Source organism: Arthrobacter sp. EpRS71 (genome assembly GCF_001512285.1).
In the GTDB taxonomy this organism is placed as follows: domain Bacteria; phylum Actinomycetota; class Actinomycetes; order Actinomycetales; family Micrococcaceae; genus Arthrobacter.
The window spans coordinates 32,721-49,994 of the sequence record NZ_LNUV01000006.1; the positions used below are offsets into that span (position 1 = coordinate 32,721).

The window sequence follows — 17,274 nt, forward strand, 5'->3', positions numbered from 1 at the left end:
GCCCGTCCCTCCCTTTCGCACCAGTCGTCAAGACACCTTCCCTTCCCACCCTTCCTGCTGAGTAGCAAACTTAAGCAGTAGCAAAGGATCGATCATGGATCAGCCAGTAGCCTCAACGCGGCTCGCACAAGAGCAAAGCAAACATCTGCAAAAATCCCTGGGCCGCTTCGACATTCTGTTGTTGGTCGTTGCAGCCGTCATCTCAGTGGAGGTCCTGGGCCAGGTCTCCGGTTTCGGCGGGGAGACCTTTACCTGGACGCTTATCCTGGCCGTCACGTTCATGGTTCCCTATGGGCTCATTTTTGCCGAGACCGGCGGGGCTTTCACCGAGGAAGGCGGCGTCTACGTGTGGACGAAGATGGCGTTCGGCAGGGTTGTTGCAGCCATCACGTCCCTTTTCACTTGGGGGACGCAGCCTGTGTGGGTGGGTGGCGCCATGGCCTTCGTCGCCGTGGAGACATGGTCCGAGTATGTGGGCCACGTGGACGCGGGCAGCCCGGTTGATTATCTGTTCAAGGTGCTCTTCATCTGGATCACGGTGACGTCCGCAATCATCAGCTTGAAGCACGGCAAATGGCTGCCCTCGCTGGGTGCCATCCTCAAGGTGGCGTTCCTGACCTTCTTCATCATTGTCACCATGATCTACGGGCTGCAGCACGGATTCAACGGCCTGGACCTGGGCTTCTTCTCGCCAACGCTTGCCGGTTTCCTGGGCGTCACGCCGCTTCTGCTGTTCTCCTTCCTTGGTTTCGAGTCCGGAAACAGCGCCGCCGGCGAAATGAAGAACCCGGCCAAGGACGTCCCCATTTCGGTAGCCCGGTCCTCCATGATCGCCGCGGCGAGCTACCTGCTTCCTATCCTTGCCATCCTCCTGGTGGTACCGCTGGACAAGATCACCGGGATCGGCGGGCTGTTCGGGGCAATCGCCACCGTCTACACGGTCTTTGGTCCTGCTGCTGAGATCATGTTGTCGGTGTCCGCTGTAGTCTTTTGCTTCATCCTGGTTTCGCAAGGTGCTGCATGGATGATCATCAGCGACCGCATGCAGGCGATGGCTGCGGCGGACGGTTCCTTCTTCGGAGGGTTCTTCGGCCGCTTCCACCCCAAGCTGGGTACGCCTATTCGCGTCAATACGCTTTCCGGCGTGGTGGCCACCCTGTTTATGCTCGCGGCCATGCAGCTCAGTGGCACCAGCAGCGCACTGTTCGGAGTGGTCCTCTCCATTGCGATCTCCACGTTCCTGCTCAGTTACCTGATGGCAATCCCGGCAGCGGTGAAGCTCCGGAGCAAGTATCCCCAGGTTGAGCGCCCCTTCAAGGTGCCGGTCTCCGATGCAGGTTTCCGCATCCTCGGGTACATCTGCTTCGCGTGGATCCTCGTCGGTTCCTGGGTAGCCATTTTCCCGGGGACACTGGATGTGCTTTTCGGCTTGCCGTACAACTTCGAGGCGACGTGGGGCGTCTCGCAGTTCATATTCGAAGCCTTCGCGCTCGGCACCCTTGGCTGCATCCTGGCCCTGGGGTTCGTGGGATATGCCCGCGGCAAAAAGGTGCGGGATGCGGTGGCGCCGGTCAGTGAGAGGGTCGAGCTGGTCAACGACTAACTTCGAGATCACCCGGGCCGCGCGAGATCGCGGGACCCATGCGAAATCGCCGGAAGGTTGCCATTGATCTGGCAGCTTTTCCGGCGATTTCGGTGTACTGGCACGGTGTATGAGGACAGGAGGGTTGTGCGGGGCTATTTGGCCAGGAAGCGCAGCAGGATCTCGTTGATCTCAGCGCCGTGCGTCCAGAGCATGCCGTGGGGTGCGTCTTCGATTTCCACGTATTCGGCCGACGGCAGTCGCTTCGTAAACTCACGGCCGGTGGCATCGATGGGCAGGATGCGGTCGTCGGTGCCGTGGACGATCAGCGAAGGGACGGTGACCTTCCCGATGTCTGAACGGAAGTCGGTGAGCCAGGAATCCACCACGGCGAAGGATGCGTACCAGGATGAGCCTGCGGCCACGTTCCAGGAATTCCGCAGGGCTTCTTCGCTGAGGCGGTTGCCCAGGAAGTTATCGGTGTTGAAGAAGTCGTTGTAGAAATTGGTGAACCAGGCGTAGCGGTCCTCGATGGCGGCGCTGCGGATGCCGTCGAAGACTGAGGAGGGGACGCCGGTGGGGTTGTCGTCCGTCTGAAGGAGGAAGGGTTCGAGGGAAGCCAGGAATGCTGCCTTTGCGACGCGGGCTTCGCCGTATGTGCCGATGTAGCGTCCTACCTCGCCGGTTCCCATGGAGAAGCCCACCAGTACTGCGTTCTGCAGGTCCAAGGTTTCAAGGACGGTGTTGAGGTCTGCTGCGAACGTGTCGTAGTCGTAGCCGGTGGTGGGCTTGCTGGACTTGCCGAATCCGCGGCGATCATAGGTGATGACCCGGTATCCGGCGTTCAGGAGAGCGGCTGTTTGCTTCTCCCAGGAGCCGCCGTCCAAGGGGTAGCCGTGGATCAGGACCACGGGCTGGCCTGCGCCGTGATCCTCGTAGTAGAGCTCGATGTCCGTGGTGTTCTCTGTGCCGACCTTGATGAAGCCCATGATGATCCCTTTTCTCTCAGTGAGAACGACCGTTCTCCGCCTGTGATGTCTACTGTAGAGAACGTTCGTTCTCAATGCAAGTAGAATAGGTGCATGGATATTTCCGAGGTTCGCGAACGCATCGTTGTCACCGCTGACGAGCTCTACAACGCCAAGGGAATCCAGGCTGTCGGGATGGATGAACTCCGCTCGGCGGCTGGGGTCTCGCTGAAGAAGCTCTATGGGGAATTTCCCTCAAAGAGCAGCATCGTCATGGCTGTGCTGGAGCATCGGCATCAGTCCTGGACCCAAGGGCTGGACGCCACGGTGCAGCAGGCTGGGACACCCAAGGAGCGGCTCCTCGCCATTTTTGACTACCTTGCGGGATGGTTCTGCCAGGACTCATTCCGTGGGTGCGGCTTCATCAACAGCTTCGCTGAACTCGGCGCCATTAGCCCGGACGTCGCCGAGTATGCGCGGAAGCACAAGGAGTCGTTCCAAGATTACGTGGCCCGCCTGGCGGCCGAAGCCGGCGCTCCGGCCTACCTGGCACCGCAACTCGCCATCCTTGCCGAGGGCGCCCAAGCCACTGCGGCCATTGCCGGAACATCCGATGCGGCCGTGCAAGCGCGTCAAGCGGCCGAAGTTTTGATTGACGCGGCAATGAGTGCAGTGTCTCCGATGGGCTAGGCTGCCGGGTTGCCCGTGTTGTGGGCCGACGCGCATCACCGTAGGGTGATAAGTAGTCTTAGCTTTTATCCTGTAGTGTGCGGCGGACTACGTCAAGCACGCGCCGTTCGGCTCGTCAGGAAGAAGACTATTCGTGTTTGAAGCCCCCAGCATCTTGTTCCTCTCGGCAGGTTTCGCGGTACTGGCCGCCGCCGTCCTGCCGAAGTTGTTGCGCCACATGCCGCTCTCCATGCCCATGGTCTTCCTGGGCAGCGGAATTCTGGCCTTCACCCTGCTCCCTGACTTGCCGGACCCGGACCCCGTCCTGCACCCGGATTTTACGATGCACCTGACCGAAGTGTGCGTCATCATTTCCCTCATGGGAGCAGGGCTGGCCCTGGACAGGCCGTTCCGTTGGCGTGGTTGGTCCACCACCTGGCGCCTGCTCGGAATCGTCATGCCCCTATGCATTCTGGTGATGACACTGCTGGGACTGTGGGTGCTGGGACTGGGCCTTGCTGCTGCCATCCTGGTGGCCGCTGCGATTGCCCCCACGGATCCGGTGCTGGCCTCCGAAGTCCAAGTGGGAAAACCTGCAGACGCTGAAGAGGACCCGGATGAGGACGAGGTCCGCTTCGCCTTAACCTCCGAGGCAGGCTTGAATGACGGCCTTGCCTTCCCGTTTGTGTACCTGGCCATTCTCATCAGCCTCGTGGGGGCGTCTCCGAGTGCCTGGTTGGGGGAATGGGTTGGTTTGGATGTTGTGTGGCGAATAGCTGTTGGCGTTCTGCTCGGTTTCGGTACCGGAAAACTCCTCAGCCTCATCTTCTTTGCCGCCAAGCGTAAAAGTTTCCGGTTATCGGATCACTCCGAGGGTTTCGTGGCGCTGGCTGCCACCTTCCTGGCGTATGGAATAGCCGAGATGGTGGAAGGGTACGGGTTCGTTGCAGTCTTCATCTGCGCGGTGACAATCCGTTCCGCTGAGCGCCACCACTCGTATCATCAGGTTCTTCACGGCTATGTAGAGCAGCTCGAGCGCCTCATGACTGTGGTGATCCTGGTGCTCCTTGGCGGGGCAATAGCCCGCGGACTCCTGGAAGGGATCGGGTGGACGGAGCTGCTGGTGGCTTTGGTTTTCATCCTGCTGGTCCGGCCCTTGACTGGATGGCTCGGGTTGATGGGCGGGAAGACCGGCCCGCGGGAGCGCCTGGCCATCTCCTACTTCGGCATCCGCGGGATCGGCTCACTCTATTACGTGGGCTACGCGCTGACGCACGGAAATTTCGACGCCGAGGCGCGCGGGCTTTGGGCCTTGATCGCCTTGGTGGTGACACTGTCCATTGTGGTGCACGGGGCCACCACCGCGCCGCTGATGAACCGGCTGGACCGGCTTCGGCTCGCGGCGGCACGCAATCAGCATGGAGACGAAGGCCGGGCGCCGACGACCGCCGTGTAGGCCCCTTGCGCGGACGGTAGCCAGTTAACAGTGGGGCTCTCCGCGGTGGGAGGCCCGGGCCGTGGAAGACTGGATGCATGTCTTCCCGTCCCAAGAAACCGCGCCCCCAGTCCGACGCCGTCGACACAGGAGGCCCAACGCCTCTGAGTAAGGGGCGCCGTCACCTCGCCATGAGGCTCGACGACGCGTGGCTCGGTTTTCAGACGCGTCTCGCGATCCGGCGTGGCCGGGTGGAAACCGTCATCCCTTACACCGGGTATGGGAGCACATCCTGGGTACGGGTCCTGGCGCGTGTGGTGCGCAGTGACCCCCGGGACGCTGCAGGTCACTCCAATCCTTTGCAGGAAAGCATGCGGGGCTGGCGCAACTTCACCAGTGCGCCCGTGGCCCACGCTCGTGTGAATGTGACTATTGCCGGCACGGTTTTTGATGTGAAGGCGGACCGTGGCGGCGTGGTGGATGCGCGTATTCCGGTAGCTCTGGACGCTGGCTGGCACACCATTTCCCTTCAGTCCGGAGAGTCCCAAACCGTGGAGGCTCCCTTGGAGATCGTCGCGGACGACGCAGATTTCGGTGTCGTCTCTGACATTGACGACACCGTGATGGTCACTGCACTGCCGCGTCCGTTCCTGGCCGCGTGGAATACTTTTGTCCTCAACGAGCACGCGAGAACCCCCACGCCGGGCATGGCGGTGCTGTACGAGCGGATTGCCCGGACGGCTCCGTCCGCTCCAGTGCTGTATCTGTCCACCGGGGCGTGGAACGTGGCACCCACGCTGTCGCGGTTCCTGTCCCGCAATCTTTATCCTGCCGGGCCCAAGCTGTTGACCGACTGGGGTCCCACGCCTGATCGCTGGTTCCGTAGCGGTCAGGAGCACAAGAGGACCTCATTGGAACGCCTCGCGGAGGAATTCCCCAATATCAAGTGGCTGCTGGTGGGCGACGACGGCCAGCACGATGAAGCGATCTACTCTGAGTTCGCCCATCGCCATCCCGCCAATGTCAGGGCAATCGCGATCCGCCAGCTCTCGGCGGGTGAAGCGGTGCTGGCCGGTGGACGGTCAAAGTCCGGCGGCCAGCCCACGCCCGGCGTCCCGTGGGTTTATGCGCCGGACGGGGCTGGAATGTCGGCACGGCTCGAAGAGCTGGGCGTCATCCGGAACGAGGTCCGGTCCGCCGACGATCCTGAGGAAGGCGACCTGGCCGCGGCCTCGGAGTAATCACTACGCGACGTCGATAAATACCGGGTTGGCGTAGAACCAAGTGTCCGTCCATGGGTCAGCGTCGCCGAGGTTGTTACCGTGCCGGATGGGGCCGGCAGGATCCACGGAGGCCCCGTGGTAGCCTGCGCCGTGGCGGTTTCCATCGCTTCCACGAAGGCGGAAGTAGCAGGACTTTTGCACGTCCTTGATGACGTGCTTGATGGTGAACGTTCCGGTGCGCCCGGACACATCGAGCTGCTTCCAGACGGCTGTTCCTGGAGCCCTTAAGGTGTCGCGGTCTGCCGCGGCGCCCGTCACTGCGCCGCCAATCACGTCCACGTGCGCGAGCTTTGGCATGATGCCCGCGAAGTTGCGGTAGTCCGTCGTCGTAATGGTGATGGAAATTTCGACGTCGGCACCTCGCCTCACCTGCAGGCGGGAACCCAAGGTGACGCCGTTGCGTCCGTTGCCGTTACCAGCGCCGTTGCCGCGCACCTCACGGACCCGCACATCGAGGCGCTGGAGCAGGTGGCCGTGGTCCACCCACATGCGGCCATTGCGCATAGCCTCCAGAACGCCGGCGTAGGAGCGCTGGGTGACGCCGGTGTGGAGGCGGCTGAACTGACCTGGCCAGTAGTCGCTGCCACCTTGCTTTTCGCCGGTGTCGAACGGGTCGGGACGCTTGCCGGTGACTGACCAGCGGTCGAATTCGTTAGGCAGGCTGAGGTAAGGCTCTCCTGCCGGGTAGGGGCCGGTTTTCCAGGTGTCTTTGACCGTGAGGTGGTTGTCCGAATTGGATGTGATCCAGAACGGCAGGCCTTCTGCGAGCATGGAGTCCCACACACCGCCCACGGTTGCGGTGGCCCAGTCGAAGCCGCCGTAGGGGCGGAAGGCATCCGCCGGGTAGCCCGGGAAACTGTATTGGGTGGGGTTATTGGTGTATTCGCCGCGTTGGTCGCCGGCTCTGGAGAATTGGCTGACGCCGGATCCTTGTGCGCCGGGCGCACCTTCCATGCCGATCATCACCTCGCGGGCGGCGTCACGCCATGCGCGCAGCTCGTGCGGGGAATCGATGCCCAGCCGCATGGGGTGGTTTGCCAGGGCCACGACGTCGTCGATGTAACCGGAGCGTCGCTGCTTGGCCAACCAAGCGATGGCTTCCACGGCCTTGCGCTCGAACGTTTCAACTTGGGCCGTTCCGGGGGTTGGCTTCTCCCACTGGTTCAGCTTCCCGTCCCACACCAACTCGAAGGTGCGCAAAAGGTTCACTTCGTTGGGGCCCGGAGCAACAAGGACCGAGGCGTGCTCTGCGCCGGGGATGTACCACTCGAGGCCTTGGAAGATCAGCAGGTCAGGGCGGGCAGCCCGCTGGGCCTTGATCTCCTTGTTGGCGTTGACGGCACCGCCGTTGTTGGCGTGGCCGAAATTGCTGTGCTCGGTCAGGGCCACCCAGTCCACGCCGTAGGCCTGTGCGGTGTCCAGTTGCTGTTTGATCATGTACTTCGCGTCATGGCTGTACTGGGTGTGTACGTGGTGGTCGCCCACCAGCCACGTCAGTTGGGGGTCGTTCCCGCCAGGGTTCGCCACCGCGGGCCGCGCCATCGCTGCCGAAGCGGCAGTGCCGGCGGCCAGGACGCCGGCTGATTGAAGGATGCGCCGGCGGCTCAGCCCCATGGCCTTCAGCTCAGCATCGGCCAGCTTTACACTCCGGCTGTGGGTGGTGGTGTCTTCTTCTGCGGTGCACATTAACGTCTTCCCTCTGTTGATTCCGGTCCCCCAGCGGGATCACAGTAGGGAAGCGGGATGGCAGGAAGGTTAACCGGGCGGGAACGGTTGGGGGTGGGGCGGTAGCCGCTGTCCGGCGGATGCGGGCGTTCAGCAGGTCATGGTGCCTTTGAAGGGCTTACCCGTCCAGGAATTGTTGGAGCCGGGAACCTTGTAATAGCCGCGCACTTCGTAGCTCCACGTGCCAATGATTTCGATGCCCGAACTGTACGTTCTTCCCGCGGCCTGGCTGAGGTCACCGGTGAACTCGAGGTTGCCTGAGCGGTCATAGACCTTCACCTCGTAGTAGTTGGCGTTCGCCACCGCTCCGTAAGAATTCACGGTGACCACGGTCTGCAGGCCGAAGGTGCATCGCATGGTCACGTTTGCGGCAGCCGGAGCGGGAATGACTGCGGCCGAGAACTGCGGGGTAGCGCGCTCGCTGTCCGAGAAGGCAGCCACAGCGGCGGTAGGCCCGGCGATGAGGCCAAGAACGACGACGGCGACGATCACCAACGCACGGAGGAAACTGTTCCGCGGTGTCATGGTGATGGTTCTCCGTTCTGGTGAAGTGGCAGTGCTTGACGTGATACTCGCCGGGCCTGATCGGGCTGGGGGGAAAGGAACCGATCAGACCCGGCGGGGCTAGGGGGTGTTGCTGCGCTTACTTGGTGGTTTCGGTGCGTTGGGTGCCGGTGAAGGCGAAGGCGATGGTGGAGGTGGCGCCTTGGAAGTCGTTGTTCGCGGTGGTGGGGAACGTGGTGGTGACTTTGAGGTTGTCGGTTTTGGCCGAGGTCAAGGAGGTGAGGTTGGCCAGGGCTTTGTTCGCTGCGATCACGGGTCCGGAGGCCAGGACGGTGCTGCGGGTGCCGGTGCAGTTGTAGGGTGCGGCGGCGCCGGTCCAGGCAGCACTGCAGTTTTCGATGGTCAGTTGCAGGCCGTTGGTGACGTCGGTGGTGAGCAGGGAGCTGGTGGCTCCGGCGGAGGTGGTGAGGGTGATGTTGTTCAGGTCCGAGTTGCCGGTGTTGGCCAGGGTGACGAGTTTTTCGACTTTGTCGCCGGGCAGCAGGCCTGCGACGGGGACGTTGAGGGTGTTGGCCGGTCCGGGTGCGCCCAGGGCGATGGTGACGGTGCCTGCGGTGACTGCCTGGGAGGCGGAGGTGGAGGAGGTGAAGGCGCCGTAGGTTCCCATGCCGGCGACGGCGGCTGCGGTGCCGACCAGTGCGACCGAAGCGAGGATCTTGCCGGTGGTGGTTTTGAGGCTGATGGCCATGGGGATCGGTGTCCTTTCGGGAGGCCACCGTGAGACCGGCCGGCCGTTTCTTTCAGCCTGTGTGGCTGACAAGAACTACTGTGCCGGGCCTGGATCAAGAACGAATCCTGTGTACCGTCAACACTTCCTCAGGAAAACCTCAAGACTCCCGCAGGCCACTCAAGCAGTTTCCGAGCAGCCCTATCGAGCAGTTTCGGAGAAGCCATAGATCCCAGGGCAGCCTACCGTTAGGGGTATCAGTTCAAAGAACGAAGGGGAGCGAACACCATGACGGATTCAGGCAAAGCGGGCACCAAGGAAAAGTCCTACGAGGGCTTCACGGAGGAGGAGCGCGCCGCAATGAAAGAGCGCGCGCAGGAACTCAAAAAGGCACCCCGCAAGAAGACGTCCACAGCGGACGGCGAGGCTGATGTCATGGCCAAGATCGCTGAGATGCCCGAGTCGGACAAGCTCATAGCCGAGCGACTCCACGCGATCGTCAAGGAGCATGCACCGGAACTCACCGCCAAAACCTGGTACGGCATGCCGGCCTATGCCAGGGACGGGAAGAACATCGTGTTCTTCCAGAGTTCCCATAAGTTCAAGGCGCGCTATGCCACGCTCGGCTTTGAAGAGAACGCGAAGCTGGACGAGGGAGCCATGTGGCCCACGTCCTTCGCCGTTACGGAAATGACCCCTGAAGTGGAAGCCCGGATCGTCGGGCTCATCAAGAAGGCGCTGGCGTAGGGGCGCCGCTCGTAGGTGAGTGAGTAGGCCTAGGTCGGCTGGCTGTTGGCAGGCGGCAAGTCCGGATTCATGGGTTCCAAGTTCGGATCCTCGGCCGTCCAGACTTGAACGATGGCCCAGGTGACAGCCGCGATGGGTACGGCCAGGACGGCGCCGATGATTCCGGCGAGGATGGTGCCTGCCGTCAAAGCCATCAGGATCACCAGCGCGTGGAGTTCCAGGGACTTGCCCATGACGATTGGCTGGAGGAGGTCACCTTCGAGTTGGTTGACGGCGATCACTACGATCACCACGATCAACGCCACGATGGGTCCGTTGGCAACGAGTGCCACCAAGGCGGCCAGGATTCCTGCCACCGTGGCACCCACCAGGGGGATGAACGCGCCAATGAACACGATGATCGCCAGAGGGATGGCCAACGGAACCTGCATGATGAGCAGGGCCGCGCCGATGGCCACCGTATCCACTAATGCGACGATCGCCGTTCCCCTGACGTAGCCACCAAGGACCTCCATGGTCCGCTTGCCAACACGGCGGAGCTTCGCTTCCCTCACGCCTTTGAAGGGGCGCAGGAAGAATTCCCAGATTTTGGCGCCGTCCTTGAGGAAGAAGAACAGGATGATGACCACCAGGCTGGCGCCGGCCAGGAACTCAGTGACCACGGACAACCCTGTCACTGCGCCGGAACGTACTTGGCTGCTCTGCGCGAATTCAACCACGGCTTCGCGCGCCTGGTTCAGTTGCTCTCGTTCAAGGGGGAGCGGTCCGGTCAGCAGGAAGTTCTCAAGTTCGTCCAGCCCGCTTGCTGCCTGACTGATCAGTTCGTCCCACTGGCTACGCACCGACAACACGATGGTAGTGATCACTCCGCCGAGCACTATCAGTAAGCCCAGGAATGCGACGCCGGTGGCTAAGCCGCCGCGCCATCCGCGGCGTCGCAGCATATTCACAAAGGGGCCGATGGCCGCGGCCAGAATCAAGGCGATGAGGACCGGGATGACAAGCAGCCGGATCTGGAGCAGCCCGAAAACAGCCACCACGGTCAGGGCCAGGATGAGCAGTATCTGACTTGCCCGGACAGCCGTCCGGCCCAGTGAGTCCTTCCAGAGGTCGGGCTTGGGTGGCTTGCGTACGGAAACGCTGGCTGTTTCCTCGGATGCCGTCATGGTGAGCTCCTGTTCCTTCGCATCGGTCAACCGATGAGACCAAACGTAAGCCTACTGATTATTTCCCTCGCGTGGTGACGCCCTTCAAGGAGTGGGCCAGTTAGTGAGTCGGATCGGGATGCGGTGGAACAGGCCCTGGATCGGGAACCGGCGATGGGCCAGGGCTTGGATTCGGATCCGGAATAGGGCTCGGCGGAAACGGCGTAGTGGGATCCGGGGGTGGCGGCACGGGTCCGGGATCGGGGGGAAATGGCTCGGGCTCGCGGGTTGGCGGCAGTGTCACGGTATCTCTCCTTTGCGTACTGAAGGGTATTGCTCCGGCAGATAACTGCAGCCTACCCCCGGTTGCCCCACGGCCACAGGGCAGCAATCGGGTATTTTTAGGTCATTTGACCTAGAGTTGTTACATGAACGATCTCCTCGAACTCGATACCGCCGGTCCTGTGCTGATCGTCGGCGGCTACGGCACCGTCGGCACAGCACTCACCCGATTGGCCGCCACTGAATGGCCCCTGCTCCTGACGGGCCGGAACCCCGAGCGCGGCAGCCACCTGACCAACGGCAGGGTGGAGGTCCGGAAATGGGACCTCAACCAGGCCGAACCCTTCGTCGCCAAGGTCAGGGCAGTCATCAGCACCGTCAACGATCCCGACGACAGGGTGCTTCGCGCCGCCGTCGGCTCCGGCATTCCGTACGTTGACGTCACTCGCTGGACCAGCCGCGTCACCAGGGCACTGACCTTGGCCACCCTTCTCAAGCCAACAGCTCCCGTGCTACTGAGCTCCGGATGGATGGGTGGCGTCACCAACATCGTCGCAGCCTTCCTGGCCCAAGAACTGGGCGGGGCCGAACAGGTGGACATCGCCATCCGCTATGACACCAGCGACCAAGCCGGCGCAGATTCCGTCGATTTCATCGACAGGCTGGGAGTGGACTTCGAAGTACGCAAAGGCGGTAAGGCCGCCGTCGTACGCCCCCTCACCGACACGCGCCTGGTGGACATTGCCGGGCACCGCACCAAAGTGGCGCGGCTCGATACTCCTGAACAGTTCACATTGCCGCTGACTCTGGGAGCCGGCTCGGTAGCCACACGGATCGGGTTCAGTTCCAAGACGTCCACGACGGCGTTGCTCGCCGCGCGGGCGGCAGGACTGTTCCGCTGGGGTAGCGGGGAACGGTGGGCGCCGCTGCGGCGTTCGCTGTTGTACTCGCCCGGATCGGGAGGAATCGCGCACCTTCGTGTTGATGTGAAGGGGCCGCTCGGGTCCAAAACGGCTGTCATTTCTGATCCGCAAGGGCAGGCGCACCTCACCGCGCTGGGCGGTTTGCTGGGGCTGCACACCGTCCTTGGAACAGCAGCTGAGCCCGGCGTTTCCTTTCCCGAAACCACTCCGGCGTTGGGCTCAGCTGTAGCGAAACTCGAATCACACGGTGTGACAATATTGAGGTCATGACCGAAAGCAAGGGCGCCCTGCGGAAGGCGGCGCTCCTTGACGCAGCTGTTGATGTACTGGTTACCAAGGGCAACGCAAACGCCGCGATGCGGGATTTTGCCGCGGCCGCCGGCGTACGTATCGGGCACCTGCAGCACTACTTTCCTACGCGGGCGGACCTGATCCGGGCCGTCCTGGAAAGGACGCTCGAGCGCTCACTGCAACGGCTCGCGGAGGTGGCAGGACTCGACCTCGAACCCGACGCGGCGGGCGAGCTGACCCGGGACGATTCCCACCGGCTTCTCACCGCGCTGCTCCAGGAGCACTCGGACCTCGAAGACGTAAAAATGCACCTGGAGATCTGGGCGCTGGCATCCTCGGACGAGCAGGCGGCCTCCGCCCTACGGTCCTTCTACGCACAGTACGCAGGCCATGTACAAGGTGTGGTTCGGCGGGGGAGGACTGACCTCCACCACTCGGCTGCAGCTGGCATCGCGGCCGCGATCGTGAGTCTCTTCGAGGGCGCTGCTGTGACACGCTCAAGCATCGCCGGCCTGCGAACAGAACCCGGAGACCAAGCCATCATCCACACGGCCCAGTGGTTGATCCATGGAAAGGAACCATCTCAGTGACCCAGCTTGTTCCAACTCCAGCCCAGTTCCGCTGGCAACAGCTCGAATTCGGTGTGTTTATCCACTTTGGCATCAACACCTTTGCCGGCAAGGAGTGGAGCGATGGCACCATCCCGGCGTCGAGTTTTAACCCTACAGAACTCGACGCCGGCAGCTGGGTCCGCGCGGCGAAGGCCGCCGGCGCCCGGTACGTGATCCTGACGGCCAAGCACCACGACGGGTTTTGTCTCTGGCCGACGGGCACCACGGACTACTCCGTCGCGTCCTCGCCGTGGCGGGGAGGGAAGGGAGACGTTGTCAGGGACGTTGCCGAAGCCTGCGCGGACAACGGGATGGGGCTGGGTCTCTACCTGTCCCCGTGGGACCGCAACGCTGACTGCTACAGCGATCCTGCGGCCTACGACGACTTCTACGTCCGGCAACTCACCGAGCTCTGCACAGGATACGGACCCCTGATGGAGCTGTGGTTCGACGGCGCAGGCTCGGTGGGCCGTGAGTACAACTGGGACAAGATCATCGCCGTGGTTAAGGAACACCAGCCCGACGCCATGATTTTCAACATGGGCCAGCCCACCATCCGATGGGTGGGAAACGAAAATGGACTGGCATCAGACCCCGTCAACTACGTTGTGGACCGCACACCCGACACCCAGTACACCGATTCCAGCTCCGGGCTGCACGCCGAACACTACTTACCGCCGGAGTGCGACGTCTCCATCCGGCGCGGCTGGTTCTGGCATCCGGACGACGAACCGAAATCCGTGGAGCACCTCCTCGCTATCTACTACCAATCGGTGGGAATGGGCGCGAACCTCCTCCTGAATCTGCCGCCAGACACCCGCGGGTTGATTCCTGACGAGGACCATCAACGGCTGCGCGACTGGAAAGCGGAGCTGGATCGTCGCCTGTCCGGCGCAGTTGAGGCCTCGGTGGAACACTACGACGGCGGTGCGACCCTGAGTTTTCCGGCCGCGGTCACGTTCAACCATCTGGAGTTGGTGGAGGACCTCAGCTCGGGGCAGCGAATTACCCGCCACGCGGTGTCTCACCAAGGCGTGAACCTTGTAGAGGGGATGACGGTGGGCAGCCGGCGTATCCACCAACTTCCGGTCACCACGGCAACAGAGTTGCACGTGACGTTGGCAGGCGACGGTCGTCTGGTGTCGGCACGGGCTTACGCCGGTGCTCTGGACGCTGACGTTCCTGTGATTCCTGCAGGATATGAAGCCCCTACGGACGCTCCGGAGTAGCTCTTTCTGCCCCGTCCTTGGCGCGAGCTAATAATGTCGGTGCCTGCTGACATGGTGAGTTCATGGAGCAGGTTGGGGAGGGTCGCGTGGGGGCGGGGATGTCTCGTGTCCTTGTTCCTGTCTCTCCTGCGAACGTTTTGCTCGCGGCTCCGTCCAGCACTGTTAGTGGTGATTTGATGGAGCAGTTGCGGGTGTTGGAGGAGATGAAGTCGGCTATCACGGCTTTGCAGGCGCGGGTTGCTGTGGCTTTTGATCTTGCGCAGCGTGCTGAGCAGGCTGAGGCTGGTGTTCCTGTGTCCGAGCGTGGTCAGGGGGTGGGTGCTCAGGTGGCGTTGGCTCGTCGGGAGTCCCCGAATCGTGGGTCGCGGTTGTTGGGTTTGGCGAAGGCGCTTGTTGTGGAGATGCCCCACACGTTGGCTGCCCTGCAGTCCGGGCAACTGAATGAATGGCGCGCCACCCTGCTGGTGAAGGAAACCGCCTGCTTGTCCGTGGAGGATCGAGCTGCGGTGGACGAGGAACTCGCTGCTGATGCCGGGACGTTTGATGGGAAGGGCGATAGGGCGATTGTTGCGGCGGTGAAGGCTGCTGCGTATCGTCGTGATCCGCGCTCGGTGGCCGGTCGTGCGGCCCGCGCGGCTTCTGAGCGGACCGTGAGCCTGCGACCGGCGCCGGACACCATGACGTACCTGACTGCGCTGCTGCCGGTGGCTCAGGGTGTGGCTGTTTACGCGGCGTTGACCCGGGCCGCTGACTCGGCCCGTTCCATCGGCGGCACCGGTTCGGGTGGTACTTCCGGCTCAGGCAGTACTGTCCCGACCCGGGGTCAGGTCATGGCCGACACTTTGGTCGAACGGGTTACGGGGACCCCGGGCGGGTTTTCGGGGATCAACCTGGACCTTGTGATGACGGACCGGACCCTGTTTCAGGGAGACAGCGAACCGGCCCGGTTGAAGGGGTACGGAATCGTCCCGGCCGAGTGGGGAAGGGAACTCCTGGGGTTGGGGCAAGCCGCAGGCTCAAGGCCAGTGGCCCCGGATCCGGAGTTTGATGTCTGGCTGCGCCGGCTCTATACAGCGCCGGGGACGGGTGAACTCCTCGCCACGGACTCCAAGGCCCGGCTCTTTACCGGCCGGCTGCGGCGGTTCATTGAATCTCGTGACGACACTTGCCGCACGCCGTACTGCGACGCGCCCATCCGGCACATTGATCACGTGGTTCCGTGGCGTTCGGGAGGGCAAACCAGCCTCGCGAACGGGGCGGGACTGTGGGAAGCGTGCAACCACACCAAAGAACACCCCGGCTGGACCACCAGAACACTCCACGGAGAGACTCACGGGAGCACTCACGGGGGCACGCACGGCGTGCACACCCTGGAAATCACTACACCCACAGGCCACACCTACCAATCCAAAGCCCCATCCCTGCCAGGGCACCACCCCTCCAGAACGTAGACACATGCCACGTGCCCGGCACAGCAGATGCCCCGCTGGCACCCTCTGGTGAAAAGTTTTTCAAAAAAGTTCGTACCCCGCGTAACCCTTTGGGGTGCCGTGACGATTACGTCTTTGAAAGGGCCGAGCTGGAATTTGTCCCCCATCATGTTCCAGCTCGGCTCTTCCTTGTCTCGAGGAGTTTTCAACAGGGCCAGCGGGTCTTCCCTTTGGAAGGTCGGGCAGAGCAGTTACCCTAGGTGGGGTCGTCCGTCGGTGACATGGCGGATGTCCAGGTCCACGCAAAGGACCTGCCGCCGATCGAAAGCCTCCTTCCTGTGACCGACGCATTGACCGATGAAGCGCTACATGCACTCAAGGGCAATAACGCGGAACTGTTCGGCGCCGTTTACCAGGCGTACGCCGGCCAGGTTCTCGGTTATCTGACGGCCAAGGGTGTGTCAGATCCGGAAGCAGTCACGCAGGACGTGTTCCTTGCCGTCCTGCCCCGGCTGGATGACATCAGCGGCGGGGTTCATGGCCTCCGGACTTTCATTTTCTCCGTGGCTCATGCCCGCATGGTGGATGAGCATCGGAAGCAAAGCAGGTCGCCGGAACAGCACGAGTTTGAGCCGGACCGGGATACCCGGGAAGTGAGCTCCGCAGAGGCGGAGGCCATGGGACTCTTGGCACCCAAGGAGGTCATGAGACTCCTGGACTACCTCGGCGACGAGCAGCGGGAGGTCTTGAGCCTTCGCATCGTGGCAGGCCTGACTGTTGAACAGGTTGCCGACATCATGGGGAAATCCGCCGGGGCAGTGAAACAACTGCAGCGGCGGGCACTCATTACGCTCCGTGAGCATTCGGCAGTAAAGGAATACGTGTCGCCATGACATCCAGAGATAGCGAACGCGAAGCGATGGTGGACGAGCTACTGCTCGACGCCGATGCCGCCGACTCGTCTGACCTCCGGCTTGCTCTCCTCTCCATGGGGTCCTTTGCCAACCTTGCGGCCCCGACACCGGGCGCGGAGCTTTCCGCCATGCTGGCTGGCCCGCACGACGAAGTCAGCAAACGCCGTTGGAGGCACAAGCACCGCACCGCCGTAGTCGGCGTGGCCGTGGTGGCAGCCATGGGCCTGGGGATTAGTGGAGTTGCTGCCTCAAGCTCCGGGTTCACCCGGAACCCGTCCTTCATAAATGAGCTTCTGGGCAACGTCCAGCCACAGCCGGCAGCCGCCGCACCCGTACTGCCACTTCCCGACGCCCCGCGCATCATCACGGAACCCGCCCCCGCAGTGGATCCAGCCGCGATTCCGGCGCTTCCGCCCGCTGGTTCCCTCCCGGTGCCCGGCAGTGTTGCACCTGCCGAAACTCCCGCACAGGCACAGGCACAGGCACAGGCACCTGTTGTGGCTCAAGCGCCTGCCGCTGCCCCGGAGCAGCCTTCCTCCGGCAGCACCCCACAGCTACGGCCCAACACTTCGCCGAATCCAGCCCCGAACCTGCAGCCAAAGCCCGGCTCGGGCAAGGACGAGAAGCAGCAAGCGGCCCGGCCTGATGCTTCGCTGCAGGGTACGGCTAAGCCAGCAAAGACTGTGCCCGGGGCGGATGAAGCCAAACCCGGTCACCTGCCTCCCGGACCCGTCAACGAGCGAGCAGAAGAGCAGTTAAAGGACGCCGCGAATAAGTGGAAGCAGTGGCTTAAACGCGGCGACCACTAA

At 62.7% G+C, this 17,274-nt stretch carries 16 protein-coding genes; 11 read left to right on the forward strand and 5 right to left on the reverse strand.

The features are described 5' to 3' along the window. The first annotated feature begins 94 nt into the window (after window positions 1–94). Window positions 95–1,603 (forward strand): APC family permease, encoded by a 1,509-nt coding sequence (locus AR689_RS10300; RefSeq protein WP_062069865.1) that lies wholly within the window; start codon window positions 95–97, stop codon window positions 1,601–1,603. 134 nt (window positions 1,604–1,737) lie between these two features. On the opposite strand, the gene AR689_RS10305 is transcribed toward AR689_RS10300, so the two are convergent. Continuing rightward, window positions 1,738–2,571 (reverse strand): alpha/beta fold hydrolase, encoded by an 834-nt coding sequence (locus AR689_RS10305; protein WP_062069867.1) that lies wholly within the window; start codon window positions 2,569–2,571, stop codon window positions 1,738–1,740. A gap of 93 nt (window positions 2,572–2,664) precedes the next feature. Between AR689_RS10305 and AR689_RS10310 the strand changes: the two genes are divergently transcribed. From AR689_RS10310 to AR689_RS10320, 3 genes are all read left to right on the forward strand, one after another. Next, on the forward strand, window positions 2,665–3,240 hold the full coding sequence (locus AR689_RS10310) for a TetR/AcrR family transcriptional regulator (protein ID WP_062069869.1): 576 nt from the start codon (window positions 2,665–2,667) through the stop codon (window positions 3,238–3,240). A 133-nt stretch (window positions 3,241–3,373) separates the two neighbouring features. After that, window positions 3,374–4,675 carry a cation:proton antiporter gene (locus AR689_RS10315; protein WP_062069872.1) on the forward strand — a complete coding sequence of 434 codons (1,302 nt, stop codon included), beginning with the start codon at window positions 3,374–3,376 and terminating at the stop codon, window positions 4,673–4,675. A 77-nt stretch (window positions 4,676–4,752) separates the two neighbouring features. Further along, entirely contained in the window at window positions 4,753–5,895 is a 1,143-nt protein-coding gene (locus AR689_RS10320; RefSeq protein WP_062069874.1) for an App1 family protein phosphatidate phosphatase, read from the forward strand. Window positions 5,896–5,898: 3 nt separating this feature from the next. On the opposite strand, the gene AR689_RS10325 is transcribed toward AR689_RS10320, so the two are convergent. The 3 genes from AR689_RS10325 to AR689_RS10335 form a co-directional block, all read right to left on the reverse strand. Continuing rightward, window positions 5,899–7,623 carry a PHP domain-containing protein gene (locus tag AR689_RS10325; protein WP_062069876.1) on the reverse strand — a complete coding sequence of 575 codons (1,725 nt, stop codon included), beginning with the start codon at window positions 7,621–7,623 and terminating at the stop codon, window positions 5,899–5,901. Window positions 7,624–7,752: 129 nt separating this feature from the next. Beyond that, window positions 7,753–8,187: a SipW-dependent-type signal peptide-containing protein gene (locus tag AR689_RS10330; RefSeq protein ID WP_062069878.1), complete on the reverse strand. Its 435-nt coding sequence runs from the start codon at window positions 8,185–8,187 to the stop codon at window positions 7,753–7,755. A gap of 118 nt (window positions 8,188–8,305) precedes the next feature. After that, window positions 8,306–8,914: a TasA family protein gene (locus tag AR689_RS10335; RefSeq protein WP_062069880.1), complete on the reverse strand. Its 609-nt coding sequence runs from the start codon at window positions 8,912–8,914 to the stop codon at window positions 8,306–8,308. A 267-nt stretch (window positions 8,915–9,181) separates the two neighbouring features. Between AR689_RS10335 and AR689_RS10340 the strand changes: the two genes are divergently transcribed. Then, complete coding sequence (locus AR689_RS10340) at window positions 9,182–9,640, forward strand: iron chaperone (protein WP_062069882.1); 459 nt, start codon at window positions 9,182–9,184, stop codon at window positions 9,638–9,640. Between the two features lie 29 nt (window positions 9,641–9,669). Here the strand turns inward: AR689_RS10340 and AR689_RS10345 are convergent, their stop codons facing one another. Next, the gene (locus AR689_RS10345; protein WP_062069884.1) at window positions 9,670–10,806 is read right to left on the reverse strand and encodes an AI-2E family transporter; all 1,137 of its coding nucleotides are present in this window, start codon (window positions 10,804–10,806) and stop codon (window positions 9,670–9,672) included. Window positions 10,807–11,213: 407 nt separating this feature from the next. Here AR689_RS10345 and AR689_RS10350 point away from each other — a divergent pair, with 407 nt between their 5' ends. From AR689_RS10350 to AR689_RS10375, 6 genes are all read left to right on the forward strand, one after another. Continuing rightward, on the forward strand, window positions 11,214–12,260 hold the full coding sequence (locus AR689_RS10350; protein ID WP_062069886.1) for a saccharopine dehydrogenase family protein: 1,047 nt from the start codon (window positions 11,214–11,216) through the stop codon (window positions 12,258–12,260). Continuing rightward, on the forward strand, window positions 12,257–12,871 hold the full coding sequence (locus tag AR689_RS10355; protein WP_062069888.1) for a TetR family transcriptional regulator: 615 nt from the start codon (window positions 12,257–12,259) through the stop codon (window positions 12,869–12,871). Before AR689_RS10350 ends, AR689_RS10355 begins: the two co-directional genes overlap by 4 nt. Next, window positions 12,868–14,121, forward strand: a complete 1,254-nt coding sequence (locus AR689_RS10360; RefSeq protein WP_231745485.1) for an alpha-L-fucosidase — start codon at window positions 12,868–12,870, stop codon at window positions 14,119–14,121. Before AR689_RS10355 ends, AR689_RS10360 begins: the two co-directional genes overlap by 4 nt. A gap of 98 nt (window positions 14,122–14,219) precedes the next feature. Then, the gene (locus AR689_RS10365) at window positions 14,220–15,572 is read left to right on the forward strand and encodes an HNH endonuclease (RefSeq protein ID WP_062069892.1); all 1,353 of its coding nucleotides are present in this window, start codon (window positions 14,220–14,222) and stop codon (window positions 15,570–15,572) included. Between the two features lie 317 nt (window positions 15,573–15,889). Continuing rightward, on the forward strand, window positions 15,890–16,444 hold the full coding sequence (locus tag AR689_RS10370) for an RNA polymerase sigma factor (RefSeq protein WP_062073741.1): 555 nt from the start codon (window positions 15,890–15,892) through the stop codon (window positions 16,442–16,444). After that, window positions 16,441–17,274 carry a hypothetical protein gene (locus tag AR689_RS10375; protein WP_062069894.1) on the forward strand — a complete coding sequence of 278 codons (834 nt, stop codon included), beginning with the start codon at window positions 16,441–16,443 and terminating at the stop codon, window positions 17,272–17,274. Before AR689_RS10370 ends, AR689_RS10375 begins: the two co-directional genes overlap by 4 nt.

What these genes read in the sequence shown, in the direction of transcription:
- AR689_RS10300 (WP_062069865.1), top strand. Translation starts at nt 95, where the DNA reads ATGGATCAGCCAGTAGCCTCAACGCGGCTCGCACAAGAGCAAAGCAAA.
- AR689_RS10305 (WP_062069867.1), bottom strand. Translation starts at nt 2,571, where the DNA reads ATGGGCTTCATCAAGGTCGGCACAGAGAACACCACGGACATCGAGCTC.
- AR689_RS10310 (WP_062069869.1), top strand. Translation starts at nt 2,665, where the DNA reads ATGGATATTTCCGAGGTTCGCGAACGCATCGTTGTCACCGCTGACGAG.
- AR689_RS10320 (WP_062069874.1), top strand. Translation starts at nt 4,753, where the DNA reads ATGTCTTCCCGTCCCAAGAAACCGCGCCCCCAGTCCGACGCCGTCGAC.
- AR689_RS10325 (WP_062069876.1), bottom strand. Translation starts at nt 7,623, where the DNA reads ATGTGCACCGCAGAAGAAGACACCACCACCCACAGCCGGAGTGTAAAG.
- AR689_RS10330 (WP_062069878.1), bottom strand. Translation starts at nt 8,187, where the DNA reads ATGACACCGCGGAACAGTTTCCTCCGTGCGTTGGTGATCGTCGCCGTC.
- AR689_RS10335 (WP_062069880.1), bottom strand. Translation starts at nt 8,914, where the DNA reads ATGGCCATCAGCCTCAAAACCACCACCGGCAAGATCCTCGCTTCGGTC.
- AR689_RS10340 (WP_062069882.1), top strand. Translation starts at nt 9,182, where the DNA reads ATGACGGATTCAGGCAAAGCGGGCACCAAGGAAAAGTCCTACGAGGGC.
- AR689_RS10345 (WP_062069884.1), bottom strand. Translation starts at nt 10,806, where the DNA reads ATGACGGCATCCGAGGAAACAGCCAGCGTTTCCGTACGCAAGCCACCC.
- AR689_RS10350 (WP_062069886.1), top strand. Translation starts at nt 11,214, where the DNA reads ATGAACGATCTCCTCGAACTCGATACCGCCGGTCCTGTGCTGATCGTC.
- AR689_RS10355 (WP_062069888.1), top strand. Translation starts at nt 12,257, where the DNA reads ATGACCGAAAGCAAGGGCGCCCTGCGGAAGGCGGCGCTCCTTGACGCA.
- AR689_RS10365 (WP_062069892.1), top strand. Translation starts at nt 14,220, where the DNA reads ATGTCTCGTGTCCTTGTTCCTGTCTCTCCTGCGAACGTTTTGCTCGCG.
- AR689_RS10375 (WP_062069894.1), top strand. Translation starts at nt 16,441, where the DNA reads ATGACATCCAGAGATAGCGAACGCGAAGCGATGGTGGACGAGCTACTG.